Origin of the sequence: Cryobacterium melibiosiphilum (assembly GCF_003602235.1) — a bacterium.
GTDB lineage: Bacteria > Actinomycetota > Actinomycetes > Actinomycetales > Microbacteriaceae > Cryobacterium > Cryobacterium melibiosiphilum.
The window spans coordinates 69,931-82,712 of sequence record NZ_QZVS01000089.1; the positions used below are offsets into that span (position 1 = coordinate 69,931).

General features: G+C 69.5%; 13 protein-coding genes. 7 read left to right on the top strand and 6 right to left on the bottom strand.

The window, feature by feature from the left end:
* Positions 1 to 42 precede the first annotated feature (42 nt).
* The 7 genes from D6T64_RS14355 to D6T64_RS14385 all read left to right on the top strand — a co-directional run bounded on the left by D6T64_RS14355 (position 43) and on the right by D6T64_RS14385 (position 7,429).
* Complete coding sequence (locus D6T64_RS14355) at positions 43 to 585, top strand: Fur family transcriptional regulator (RefSeq protein ID WP_325049802.1); 543 nt, start codon at positions 43 to 45, stop codon at positions 583 to 585.
* Between the two features lie 67 nt (positions 586 to 652).
* Entirely contained in the window at positions 653 to 2,134 is a 1,482-nt protein-coding gene (locus tag D6T64_RS14360) for a catalase (protein WP_119975363.1), read from the top strand.
* Between the two features lie 112 nt (positions 2,135 to 2,246).
* Positions 2,247 to 3,242: a siderophore-interacting protein gene (locus D6T64_RS14365; protein ID WP_119975364.1), complete on the top strand. Its 996-nt coding sequence runs from the start codon at positions 2,247 to 2,249 to the stop codon at positions 3,240 to 3,242.
* 96 nt (positions 3,243 to 3,338) lie between these two features.
* On the top strand, positions 3,339 to 4,385 hold the full coding sequence (locus tag D6T64_RS14370; protein ID WP_119975365.1) for an iron-siderophore ABC transporter substrate-binding protein: 1,047 nt from the start codon (positions 3,339 to 3,341) through the stop codon (positions 4,383 to 4,385).
* A 25-nt stretch (positions 4,386 to 4,410) separates the two neighbouring features.
* Complete coding sequence (locus D6T64_RS14375; protein WP_233551187.1) at positions 4,411 to 5,484, top strand: FecCD family ABC transporter permease; 1,074 nt, start codon at positions 4,411 to 4,413, stop codon at positions 5,482 to 5,484.
* Positions 5,481 to 6,575, top strand: coding sequence for a FecCD family ABC transporter permease (locus D6T64_RS14380; RefSeq protein WP_119975366.1), 1,095 nt, complete (start codon positions 5,481 to 5,483; stop codon positions 6,573 to 6,575). The genes D6T64_RS14375 and D6T64_RS14380 overlap by 4 nt, the downstream gene beginning before the upstream one ends.
* Positions 6,575 to 7,429, top strand: coding sequence for an ABC transporter ATP-binding protein (locus D6T64_RS14385; protein ID WP_119975367.1), 855 nt, complete (start codon positions 6,575 to 6,577; stop codon positions 7,427 to 7,429). The genes D6T64_RS14380 and D6T64_RS14385 overlap by 1 nt, the downstream gene beginning before the upstream one ends.
* 5 nt (positions 7,430 to 7,434) lie before the next feature.
* On the opposite strand, the gene D6T64_RS14390 is transcribed toward D6T64_RS14385, so the two are convergent.
* From D6T64_RS14390 to D6T64_RS14415, 6 genes are all read right to left on the bottom strand, one after another.
* On the bottom strand, positions 7,435 to 7,818 hold the full coding sequence (locus tag D6T64_RS14390; protein WP_119975368.1) for a Fe-S oxidoreductase: 384 nt from the start codon (positions 7,816 to 7,818) through the stop codon (positions 7,435 to 7,437).
* Positions 7,819 to 7,847: 29 nt separating this feature from the next.
* On the bottom strand, positions 7,848 to 9,347 hold the full coding sequence (locus D6T64_RS14395) for a dihydrolipoyl dehydrogenase family protein (RefSeq protein WP_119975369.1): 1,500 nt from the start codon (positions 9,345 to 9,347) through the stop codon (positions 7,848 to 7,850).
* A 105-nt stretch (positions 9,348 to 9,452) separates the two neighbouring features.
* Positions 9,453 to 10,271, bottom strand: coding sequence for a crotonase/enoyl-CoA hydratase family protein (locus D6T64_RS14400; RefSeq protein ID WP_119975370.1), 819 nt, complete (start codon positions 10,269 to 10,271; stop codon positions 9,453 to 9,455).
* Complete coding sequence (locus tag D6T64_RS14405; protein WP_119975371.1) at positions 10,271 to 11,119, bottom strand: arginase family protein; 849 nt, start codon at positions 11,117 to 11,119, stop codon at positions 10,271 to 10,273. The genes D6T64_RS14400 and D6T64_RS14405 overlap by 1 nt, the downstream gene beginning before the upstream one ends.
* A gap of 99 nt (positions 11,120 to 11,218) precedes the next feature.
* Positions 11,219 to 11,914 carry an NADPH-dependent F420 reductase gene (locus D6T64_RS14410; protein ID WP_119975431.1) on the bottom strand — a complete coding sequence of 232 codons (696 nt, stop codon included), beginning with the start codon at positions 11,912 to 11,914 and terminating at the stop codon, positions 11,219 to 11,221.
* Between the two features lie 93 nt (positions 11,915 to 12,007).
* A complete protein-coding gene (locus D6T64_RS14415; RefSeq protein ID WP_119975372.1) occupies positions 12,008 to 12,745 on the bottom strand; it encodes a PspA/IM30 family protein in 738 nt (245 codons plus the stop codon).
* Positions 12,746 to 12,782: the final 37 nt, after the last annotated feature.

A 12,782-nucleotide genomic window follows, 5' to 3' on the forward strand; every position in this document is an offset into this window, starting at 1 on the left:
AGCTTCTTTTGGTTTCATCAAAACAACTGCTACGGTGGTCCTATGACTCACGTGGGAATGCTGAATGCCGGGGCGACCGACTCGCTCGCTGACAGCATCCGTGGCGCGGGCCTGAAGGTGACGGCGCCCCGGCTGGCCGTCATGCGGGCCCTCACGGATGCCCCGCACTCGAGTGCCGACGGCGTCTTCAACGCCGTGCGCATCGAGTTGCCGACCACCTCGCTGCAGGCCGTTTATGGTGTGCTGACCGCCTTCGTCACCTCCGGCCTCGTGCGCAAGCTCGAACCGGCAGGGTCGAGTGCTCTTTTCGAGCGCCGGGTCGGCGACAATCATCACCACCTCGTCTGTACTCGGTGCAGCACCGTGCACGACGTGGACTGCGCGATCGGTGCCGCTCCCTGCCTCCTGCCCTCCGACAATGCCGGTTTCACCGTGCACGCCGCCGAGGTCACCTACTGGGGCCTCTGCCCCGACTGCCAGCTGGCCCTCGCCGTCGAAGCGGCCGCAGAGGCCGTCGACGATTCCGCAGCCGTCGACGATTCCGCAGCCGTCGACGATTCCACTGAGCGGATGCTTCCCGCCTGAAGCGGGCCCCCACCTTTCCCCGTCTATCGCCACGCGCACCATGCTGAACCGAGCACTAAGGAGCACCATGCCTATCGAGCCCACTACCCCGGTGACAACCACGCAGACGGGAACGCCCGTCGCCAGCGACGCCCACTCCCTGACCGTCGGCACCGACGGCGTCACCGCGCTGCACGACCGTTACCTTGTCGAAAAGCTCGCTCAGTTCAACCGGGAGCGTATCCCGGAGCGCATCGTGCACGCCAAGGGCGGCGGAGCCCACGGCCAGTTCGTCGTGACCGGCGACGTCTCGAAGTACACCCGCGCGGCGCTCTTCCAGCCCGGAACCGTCACCGACACCCTCCAGCGTTTCTCCAGCGTCGCCGGCGAGCAGGGCAGTCCCGACACCTGGCGCGATGTGCGCGGCTTCTCGGTGAAGTTCTATACCACCGAGGGCAACTACGACATCGTCGGCAACAACACCCCCGTCTTCTTCATCCGCGACGGCATCAAGTTCCCCGACTTCATCCACTCGCAGAAGCGCCTGCCGGGATCTGGCCTCCGCGACGCGACCATGCAGTGGGACTTCTGGACCCTGTCCCCGGAGTCCGCGCACCAGGTCACCTACCTGATGGGCGACCGCGGCCTGCCCGTCTCCTGGCGCACGATGCCCGGCTTCGGCTCGCACACCTACCAGTGGATCAACGCCGAGGGCGAGCGTTTCTGGGTCAAGTACCACTTCGAGTCCAACCAGGGCAACATCGAAATGGACGGCACCGAGGCCGAGCTCATCGCCGGCGGCGACGCCGACCACTACCGTCGCGACCTCTACGAGGCCATCGACAAGGGAGACTTCCCCTCCTGGAACGTCTCGGTGCAGGTCATGAGCTACGAAGAGGGCAAGACCTACCGTTTCAACCCCTTCGACGTGACCAAGGTCTGGCCGCACGCGGACTTCCCGCTGATCCCCGTCGGAACCCACACCCTCAACCGCAACCCGGCCAACTTCTTCGCCGAGATCGAGCAGGCCGCGTTCTCGCCCGCCAACCTGGTTCCCGGCATCGCCGCGAGCCCCGACAAGATGCTCATGGCCCGCATCTTCTCCTACCCCGACGCGCAGCGTTACCGCGTGGGCACCAACTACAACCAGTTGCCGGTCAACGCGCCGCAGTCTGCCGTCAACAATTACTCGGCGGATGGCGCGGCGCGCTACCACTTCAACGCCGCGACCACCCCGAACTACGCCCCGAACTCGCTCGGCGGCCCCGTGGCCGACGCGGCGGTCGCCGGCGAGGGCTCGTGGGAGAACGACGGCAGCCTCCTGCAGTCCGCCGCCGCCCTGCGCAGCGAGGACAGTGACTTCGGCCAGGCCGGAACGCTCTACCGCGACGTCTATGACGACGCCGCCAAGGCTCGGTTCCTCGACACCATCACCGGTGCCATCAGCGGCGTGACCCGCCCCGAGGTCACCGAGCGTGCCATCTGGTACTGGACGAGCGTGGATGCCGAGCTCGGCGCGAAGCTGCGTGCGAACCTTGCACTGTTCGCGGCCGCCGACGCCATCGTCTAGTTTCGGTTCGTTTCACCCGCAGCCGGGTCGCCGCCTCACTTGAGCGGCGGCCCGGCCGTTTGTATCAAAACAGTGCTGGCGTTAATTAGGTAAGGCATGCCATACTTAGGTCATGCTAACTTCGACGATCGCGTCCGCTGTGCCCAGCCCGGTACCCGCCCTCGTCGGGGGTCAACCCTCGCCCAGTGTCCGGCCCAGTTTTCGGCCCTATGACGTGTCCGTTGCGGCCGTCACGCGCCTGTCCGACAACTTCACTCGCGTCACCTTTACCGGCGCCGAGTTGCACGAATTCGGCACCGCCGGGCTCGACCAGCGCATCAAGATCGTGCTGCCCCTGCCCGAGATCGGCCTCGCGCATTTTCCTCGTTGCACGGCCTGGTATGAGGCCTGGCGCAACCTGCCTGACGGCCTGCGCAACCCGATCCGCACCTACACCGTGCGTGCGGTGCGCCCGGAGCGCCACGAGATCGACATCGATTTCGTGATGCACGGCGACCGCGGGCCGGCCTCGTGCTGGGTGTCCACGGCATCCGTCGGCGACTGCCTGACCATCGTCGGCCCCGACGAGCGCGGTGAGAACCCCCGCATCGGCATCGAATGGCGACCGGGCGCCGCCCGCACCCTGCTGATCGCCGGCGACGAAACCGCCGCCCCCGCGGTCTGCTCCATCCTGGCGAGCCTGCCCCGTGACGCGGTCGGCTGCGCGTTCATCGAGGTTCCGCACGCGAGCGACGCGCAGCCGACGGATGCCCCCGCCGGCGTTCACGTGACCTGGCTGGCCCGATCCGCGGCCGGCCACGGCGCCGCCCTCGACGGCGCGGTCCGCACCTGGACCGCCGGTTTCCTCACCGACCACCACGCGAGCGCACGGGCGGCCCGCGCCGAACTGGCCGAGCTCGACCTGGACCGCGACATTCTCTGGGACATCCCCGCGGAACCGGTCGCCGTCGACGACGCCGGCCTCAGCGGGCACCTCTACGCCTGGCTCGCCGGTGAAGCCAGCGTGATCAAGGGCCTGCGCCGTTTTCTCGTGACCGACACCGGCGTCGACCGCCGCCAGGTGGCCTTCATGGGCTACTGGCGCGACGGTCGCGCCGAGCACGCCTGACTTTCTCCCGCACCAACAGATGCGCCGCCCACTGTGGGGCGACGCCACGCATAACGCGCATCCGCTTCGGCGGTGTCGCATCCCGAAAGGAAACCCGTGCGCACGCACTTGACCCGCCCCGCCCGCACCCGAGGCGTCGCCCTCGCCGTCGGCCTGACGACGAGCGCCCTGCTGCTGGCCGGCTGCTCGAGCAGCCCCGCCGCCGACAGCGACACCGCCGACGTCGCAGCCAGCGGTGCCTTCCCCGTCACCATTGAGAGCGCGCTCGGTGACGCCGTGATCGAGAGCGCCCCGCAGCGCATCGTCACGATCGGCTGGGCCTCGGCCGACACCGCGATCGCCCTCGGCACCACGCCCGTCGGCGTGGAGTCCGCCACCTGGGGCGGCAACGCCGACCTGCAGTTCCCCTGGGTCGCCGACGCTGTCGAAGCCGCCGGTGACGAACTGCCGGAGGTCTTCAACGTCTACCCTGAAGTCGACATCGAAGCCATCCTGGCCCTCGAACCCGATCTCGTGCTCGCCCCGCAGTCCGGCATCAGCGCCGAAGACTTCGCGACGCTGAGCGAGATCGCCCCCACCGTCGCGTACCCGGGTGACCCCTGGGCCACCGCCTGGGACGACCAGATCGACATCATCGGCAAGGCCCTCGGCAAGTCCGCGGAGGCCACCGAGCTGATCAATGACATCGACACCCAGCTGGCGGATGCCGCGGCCGCCAACCCGGAGTTCGCCGACCTCAGCTATGCCTACGTCTACGCCGCCGTGCCTGGCGAGCTTGCCTTCTACCAAGCCGGCGACGCGCGCGTCGACGTGATCTCGGGCCTCGGCCTGAAGCTCGACGACACCGTCGCCGCGACCCCCGTCACCGAGGGTACCTTCACCGCGATCGTGGGACTCGAGCAGGCCGACCTGCTCGACGACGTCGACGTGCTCTTCACCTGGTTCAACGACGAGGCCAACGAGACCGAGATCGAGTCGCAGCCCCTGTTCGCCCAGATTCCCGCCGTCGAGCGCGGCTCCTACCTGCCGAACGTCGACAACCAGCTCGCCATGGCCTCCGGCCTGGTCACGCCGCTGAGCGTGCCGTGGGCGCTCGACAAGTACGTGCCGATGATCAAGGAAGCGGCCGCGCTCGTCGAGTAGCCCCGAGCAGCCAGCGAACCACCAGATGACAGAGAACCACCAGATGACCCTCGCCCCGCGGCTCGCCGCGCGAACAGCCTCCGCTTCCCCGGGCACCGCCCCGGTGAAGCGCAGTCTGTCGCGCCGCGCCGCGGGGCTCCTGGTGATCGCCCTGCTGCTGGCCTTCACGGTGCTGCTCAGCCTCGCCGTGGGCAACAAGTACATCCCGCTCGGCGACGTCTGGACCGCGCTCGTGAATCCCGGCGACAGCTACGCGCAGACCGTCGTCGACAGCCGCATCCCGCGCACGGTGCTCGGCCTGCTCGTGGGCGCCAGCCTCGCCGTCGCCGGCGCCGTGATGCAGGGCCTGACCCGCAACCCGCTCGGCGACCCCGGCCTGTTCGGGGTCAACGCGGGGGCAGCGGCCGCCGTGGTGCTGGCCACGGCTTTTCTCGGTGTCGGCGCGGTCGGCTCCAACGTGTGGGTGGCCCTGCCGGGCGCGTTCATCGCCGTCGCCGTCGTCTACCTGATCGGCGGCGGTGGCGGCCGATCGTCACCGATTCGGCTGGTGCTGGCCGGGGTCGTCGTGACGGCCGTGCTCGCCGCCCTGGTCTCGGCAATCACCCTGAGCCTGCCCGGCGTTTTCGACAGCTACCGGTACTGGGCGGTCGGGTCGCTCGCCGGCCGCAACCCGCAGGTGATTCTCGACGTGCTGCCCTTCATCCTTGTCGGGCTCCTGATCGCCCTCGCCCTGTCCGGACCGCTGAACGCCCTCGCCCTCGGCGACGACCTGGCCCAGACCCTCGGTGTGAAAGTGGGCCGCACCCGGCTGCTGGGCGCACTGGCCACGACCCTCCTCTGCGCCGCCGCCACGGCCGCCGTCGGCCCGATCGGTTTCGTCGGACTGGCCGTGCCTCACGTCGTACGGTCGGTGACCGGCAGTGACCATCGCTGGCTGCTGCCCTACTGCCTGCTCGCCGGCCCGGTGCTGCTGCTCGGCGCCGACGTGCTCGGCCGCGTCATCGTGAGCCCGGCCGAACTGATGGTGGGCATCATCACCGCGTTCGTCGGCGCGCCCATCCTGCTGCTCGCCGTGCGCCGCATGAAGGTACCGGCATGACCGGCACGACCGCGACTCGCCGGTCCACGGCGCCGAACGGCGCCCTCGCCAGCGGAGCCACACCGGCAGCAACCCTGCGCCTCGGCCACTGGCTGAGCCTGCCGGTGCGCCGGCGCAGCCTCATCGTCGCCGCAAGCCTGGTGGCCGCCCTGCTCGTCGTGGCGCTGCTCACCATCAGCCTCGGCCGCCTCGGCGTCGCCCCGGCCGAGATCGTGGCGACGATCCTCGGCCAGGGCGCCGGCACCGACCGCATCGTCTGGGGCACCATCCGAGGACCGCGACTGATCGTCGCCGTCGCCGCGGGCGCCGCGCTCGGCATCGCCGGCACGCTGTTCCAGACCGTCACCCGCAACCCCCTCGGCAGCCCGGACGTGATCGGGCTCTCCGCCGGCGCGGCCGCCGGGGCCGCGGCCTTCGGCGTGCTCTGGACGGGTATCCTGCCCCAGCCCGTCGGCGCTCTGATCGGCGCCTCTGCCGCAATGCTGCTCGTCTACCTGGCGACCGGCCGCGGGTTCGCGTCGCCCGGCCGAATGCTGCTCGCCGGCATCGGGGTGTCTGCCGTAGCGCTGGCGTTCGTGGAATTCGTCATCGTGCGGGTCGGCCGCGAGGAGGCCATCACCCTCGCCGCCTATCTGAGCGGCACCCTCGCCTCCCGGTCGTGGCAGCACGCCGCCACCATCTGGCTGTGCCTGGTAGTGCTCGCCCCCTTCGCCCTCGCCCTCAGCCGTCGGCTGCAGCTCGTGGAAATGGGCGATGATCAGGCGGATGCCCTCGGTGCCGGCAGCTCCCGCACCCGGCTCTTCTCGGTGCTGGTCTCCATCGGCCTGGCGACCGCGGCCGTGAACGTGGTCGGCCCGATCGGGTTCATCGCCCTCACCGCCCCCCAGATTGCCCGGCGGCTCACCCGCGCTGCCGGGCCCAATGTCGTCATGTCCGCCCTGACCGGGGCACTGCTGTTGTGCCTGGCGGACCTGCTCACCCAACAGTCGCCGCTGCCGGTGCAACTGCCCGTCGGCGTGCTCACCGCGCTGATCGGCGGGCTCTACCTCGGCTACCTGTTGCTCGGCCAGTGGAAGAAAGGATCCCTCTGATGAACACGTATTCGCCGACGCCCGACTCGCCGCAGACTGACGGCGGCCGTTCCCGTTTGGCCGCGCAGAACCTGGTGCTGGCATACAACCACACCGTGATCGTCGACGACCTCACCCTCGACCTGCCCGACGGCGGCTTCACGGTGATCATCGGGCCAAACGCCTGCGGCAAGTCCACCCTGCTCAAGGCGCTCTCGCGCACCCTCACCCCGGCATCCGGCAGCGCGCTGCTCGACGGGGTGCCGATCACGGCGATCAAGAGCAAAAAGGTCGCCCGCCAGCTGGCGATGCTGCCGCAGAGCCCGATCGCGCCCGAGGCCATCACCGTGCGCGACCTCGTGGGCCGCGGCCGCTACCCGCACCAAACCCTGCTGCGGCAGTGGTCGAACGCCGACGCGGTGGCCGTCAACGAGGCCCTCGCGGCGACGAGCATTACCAACCTGGCCGACCGCTACGTGTCCGAACTGTCCGGCGGTCAGCGCCAGCGTGCCTGGATCGCCATGGTGCTCGCCCAGCAGACCGAACTGCTGCTGCTCGACGAGCCCACCACCTTCCTCGACATCGCGCACCAGTACGAGGTGCTCGAATTGTGCTCGCGGCTGCACGCCGCGGGCCGCACACTCGTGGTGGTGCTGCACGACCTCAACCAGGCCGCCCGGTACGCCAGCCACCTCGTGGTGATGAAGGACGGCGCGGTCGTGGCCCAGGGAAACCCCGGGGAGGTGCTCACGGCCGAACTGGTTGAGTCGGTGTTCGGATTGCCCTGTGTGGTGGTGGCCGACCCGGAAACCGGAACCCCGATGGTGGTTCCGAAGGCCGGAGCCTCCCGCCCGCTGGAGTCAGTGTTGGTCTGACCCCGTCAGTGCTGGTCTGACCCCTGGGAGGCGCGCAGATAGCCGCCCTTCTCCAGCCCGGCCTCAACCTCGAAGCGGTTGTGCAGCGGGTCGCGCCCGGCCACCAGGTAGAGCAGCGGAAAGACCATGCCGTAGCGCTGCCACTGCCGTTTGTGCACGGCCTCGTGTTCGAGCACAGCCGCGCTCACAGTGTGCCCGGTGAGGTAACAGCCGCCGACGCAGCTGCCGCCGCGACCGAAGGTCCAGGTCGGCATGCCGCGAAAGACCCAGAGGCCGTTTCGGCGCTGCACCCGGCCCGTGCTCCAGATCGAGCCCCAGACCAGCCCGACCAGGGTTGCGTAGAGGTAGCCGGCCCGGCTGATCGGGGAGTCGAACAGAATGCGTCTCATGGCTCTACGCTACGGCCCGATGCGGGGACTCAGCCAACGTGTCCAGGCCGGCCATACTGTTCCAGCAGGCGCAGCCACACCTCGCTGAGCGTCGGATAGCTCGGCACCGCGTGCCACAGCCGGTTGATCGGCACCTCGGCGACCACCGCGATCGTCGCCGAGTGCAGCAGCTCGGCGACGTCCTGGCCGACGAAGGTCACGCCGATCAGCACCTCCCGGTCGAGGTCGACGATGGCACGGGCACGGCCCACGTAACCGTCGGCCAAAACGGAGGCGCCGCCGAGGTTGCTCAGGTCGTAGTCCAGTATTTTCACCTGGTACCCCGCCTTGACAGCCCCGGCCGCGGTGAGGCCGATGGATGCGACCTCCGGATCGGTGAAGGTCACCTGCGGTACCGCGCTGTGGTCGGCCGTCGCAACGTGTGCGCCCCAGGGGCTGTCGTCTACCGGGGTGCCGGCGGCACGGGCCACGATCACGTCGCCTACGGCGCGCGCCTGGTATTTGCCCTGGTGGGTGAGCAGGGCCCGGTGGTTGACGTCACCGACGGCATAGAGCCATCCGCTGCCGTCTGTCGCAGTGCCGAGCGCGGCGACGGATGCGGGCGACTCGCCGACCACCCGCAGGGTGTCGTCGACGGTGAGCCAGTCTCCGTCGGCCAGCCCGACGACGGCCAGCCCGAGGTCCTGGGTCTGGGGAACCCGGCCGGTCGCCACGAGCACCTCGCTCGCCGTGACCGTGCCGCCGCTCGCGAGGGTCAGCTCCACGTCACCGGTGTCGGTGCGCCGGGCGGCGGTGGGGGAGTCGCCCAGCAGCAGGGTCGCGCCGCCCTCACGCAGGGCCGTGGCGACCAGCTCACCGGCGAAGGGTTCGCTGCCGCCGAGCAGCCCACTGCGGGCGATGAGGGTGACCTGCGCGCCGAGCGATGTGTAGGCGGTGGCCATTTCAGCGGCGACGACTCCGCCGCCGATGATCGCGAGACTCGCCGGCACGGTCTGCACCGAGGTCGCCTCCCGGCTGGTCCACGGCTGCACGTCGACGAGGCCGGGGACGTCGGGCAGCAGCGCAGCCGACCCGGTGCTCAGCACGACGGCATGGGTGGCCGTGAGGATGCGGGTGCTGCCGTCGGAACCGGTCACGGTGACCTCCCGGGTGCCGGTCAGTCGACCGTGGCCGCGTACGAGGGCGATGCCGGCCGATTCGAGCCACTTCTCCTGACCGGAGTCGGAGTAGTGGCTGGTCACAGCATCCCGGCTGCGCAGGGTGGCGAGCACGCCCAGGCTGCCGGTGACGGCCTCGGCCGATCCCGGGACACGCCGCGCGGCGGCCAGTGCAGCGCCGCTGCGCAGCAGCGCTTTCGAGGGCATGCACGCCCAGTAGGAGCATTCGCCGCCGACCAGGGCGCTCTCGACGATGACGGTGCGCAGGCCGCCCTGGGCGGTGCGGTCGGCCGCGTTCTCCCCGACAGCACCGCCGCCGAGCACGATGACGTCGTAGGTGTCGGCGGAGAGTGCGGGGGTGTGAGTCGTCATTGAATCTCCAGCCGGGTTGGGGGCGCAGCAAGCGGGTGGGGGCTTACCGAGGTTCGAGCAGCCTATCCCGAGCCGCCGACAGGAGCCAGACCGGGCTGAAGTGCCCTACTTGCCGATGAAGCTGGCCGGAGTGCGGGTGACAAACGCCTCCATGCCGATGCGGGCATCCGTGGTGCCGGCGAGCCGGGCGAGTTCGGGCTGCAGGCGTGCCTCGGCGGCCGCGTCCCCCTCGCGCACCGCGGTGCGGGCGTTCGCGAGCGTCGCCTGCACGGCGAGGGGTGCCTGCCCGGCGATGCGTTCGGCGAGGTCGAGAGCACGGCCGAGCTGGGTGCCGTCGGGCACGATCTGCTGCACGAGGCCGAGTCGGTAGGCTTCGGCGGCATCGAAACGATCCCCGGTGAGCATGTAGCGCATGGCGTTGCCCCAGCCGACGGCGCGGGGAAAGCGGATGGTGGCGCCGCCGAAGGGCAGGATGCCGCGGGCGACCTCAATCTGCCCGAAGGTCGTCGATGCCGCGGCGACGACCACATCGCTGGCCAGCATGAGCTCGATGCCGAGCGTGAGACAGATGCCCTGCACGGCGATCACGACCGGTTTGGACAGCCCGCGACCATCGACCTGCCAAGGGTTGAGTCCGCCGTCGGGAACCATGTCGAGCCCATTCGGGCCGAGCCGGGGGCCCACGTCGGCGAGGTCGAGCCCGCCGGTGAAATGATCCCCGATCGCGTGCACGAGGCCCACGCGCAGGTCGGGGTCGCGCTCCAGCTCGCCATAGGCGAGGGCGAGCTGCTGCAGCATCGCGAAGTCGGCGGCATTGCGCTTGTCGGGCCGGTTCAGTCCGATCAGGAAGACGTGGCCGCGGCGTTCGGTGATCACGCGGGGGGCGTCATCCGCTTGCGGGGCAGGGGTCGAGGGAATGGCCATCAGCGCGTCAGCGCCCCGATGATGCGCAGGATACTCGACATATCGTCGTTGCCCGCATCGATCGTGGCCGGGGCGAACCCGGCGATGGTCGCGCCGGCGAGGGTGAATTCGCCGCGCACGGCGGTGATCAGCCGGGTAAGGGCGTCGACCTCCAGGCCGAAGGGAACCAGGTCGGCCAGTCCGGTGAGCACCGCCGGGTCGAGAACGTCGAGGCCGACGTGCAGGTAGACCCGAGTCGCCCCGATCGTGCGCAGGGCCGCGAGCAGGGCCTCGGGGGTGTCGAGTTCAGTGGTCGACAGCGTCGGCACGTGGTGCTCAGCGATGAGGTCTGCTTCGGCGTCGTCCATATCGCGGGCACCGGCCAACACGATGCGGTCGAGCGGCACGCTGCTGGCCGGGTCGAGCAGCAGCTCGGGGCGGCCTTCCCCACTGATGGCCCGCAGGACCATGCCGCCGAAACCGCCCGACGGGGAGGACTCTGCGGTGTGCAGCCGCGGACGGGCGTCGAACCAGACCAGGGCCAGATCATTCGGATGCTGTCGGGAGGCGTATTCGACGGCGGCCAACGACACGCCACAGTCACCTCCGATCGTGAGGGCCCAGTCGCCGGTGCCGCGCGCACCGACCCCGCGCAGCACGGTGGCCTGCCGCTCACGCACGAGCAGGATCGTGGAGAGTCGGTGGATACCGGTTTCGATCGCGTCGCCGGCCTCGACCGGAACGTCGACAATCTCGGTGGCCGAGGAGGGCAGGTCGCCGCGAATCATCTCCGCCCCGTCGACCAGGCGCATCGCGCGCGGAGAAACCGAACCCTGCCACTGAGGCACAACAACGAAGGTGGGAGCCATACTTCAGTATGCTCCCCACCCGGGCAAAAGTGCCGGTCTGCGCAAAATTTTGACGCTTTCTCCGGCAATTCGTTGCGTTTGTGGCGCTCGGGTTGTGCGTTACTCCATATCGCGATAACGGATGGCGGTCGACACCGCTTCCCGCAGCTCGAACGCGTCCATGCGCGGGCCGTAACCGGGGGTGTCACGCTGGATGCGCCAGCCTTCGGCGAGCGGCCCGAGGTCGACGACGTCGAAGCCGAGGTCGTCGATCAAGCGGCAGACGGTTGCCCGCGCGGATGCCTCGTTGCCGGCCACGGCCAGGGCGCGCCGGTTGTCGGAACCGGCGGGAAGGGCATCCGTCGTCAGCGCCGCGGCGTAGATGTGGTTGAACGCCTTCACCACGTGGGCGTTGGGCAGGAACACCTGCAGGCGCTCGGACACCGTCGTCGTCTCGTCGTCGAGCTCGGGGATGTGACCGTCACGCTGCGGGTAGTAGTTGTCGGTGTCGATCACGACCTTGCCGGCCAGTTCCTCCGCGGGAAGGGTCTGCACGGCCGACAGCGGCGTGGTGACAACGACGAGGTCACCGGCGATCGCGGCGTCGTGCACTGTGCCCGCGCGGGCGAGGGGTCCGAGTTCGGCGACGAGCTCGATCAGGGTATCGGGGCCGCGGGAATTGCTGATGACGACGGGGTAGCCGTGGGCAACGAGCAGGCGGGCCAGCTGGCCGCCGATGTGACCGGCACCGATGATTCCCACGGTCGTCGTTCCTGGGGCGGGATGCGCGGAGGTCTGCGGGGCGGAACTGGGCATGGAATCCTCAACTTCGGTGTCGGAAAACGAAAAACAGCGGGCGGCCACGGAACACCGGGCGGGCCGACGTTCCGTGGCTGGGAATCAGCCGGGTTAGCGGTCGATGGCGGGAGCGCTGGTCGACCCGGCCTTGAGCGCGGCCAGGCGGGCATCGACCTCGCTGAGCTCGCCGAGGTCTTCGAGGCTCTCGAACTGGGCGTCAAGGCTCGACGCGGCGAGCTCGCTGGCGCCGCGCACACGGGCTTCTTCACGCCGGATCTTGTCTTCGAAACGGCTGACCTCGCTCGTGGGGTCCATCATGTCGATGCTCTTCACGGCATCCATGACCTGGGACTGGGCGGCCGCGGTCTTCGAGCGGGCAATGAGCTCGTCGCGCTTGCTGGCGAGCTGGCCGAGCTTCTCTTTCATCGCGTTGAGGCCGCTCTTGAGCTGCTCGACGACGGCCGTCTGGGCCACGATCTGCGGCTCGGCCGCGCGGGCCTCGTTTTCGGAGGACATCTGGCGGCCGAGGGCGACCTTGGCGAGGTTGTCGAATTTGTCGGCGTCGGCCGTGTTGCCGGCTCCGCGCAGTTCGTCGGCCTTGCGGCTCGCGGCCAGGGCCTTTCCGCCCCAGGATGCCGCCGCGGCGACGTCTTCACGGTGGTCGTCCTCGAGCAGACGCAGGTTGCCGATGGTCTCCGCGATGGCGCTTTCGGCGTCGTGGATGCTCGTGGTGAAGTCCCGCACCATCTGGTCGAGCATGAGCTTGGGGTCTTCAGCCGAGTCGAGGATGGCGTTGATGTTCGCCTTCGCGAGCTGCGAGATGCGACCGAAGATGGACTGTTTCGACATGTGGGGTCCTTTCGAGACTGTTCGGGTGGTAGGAGTG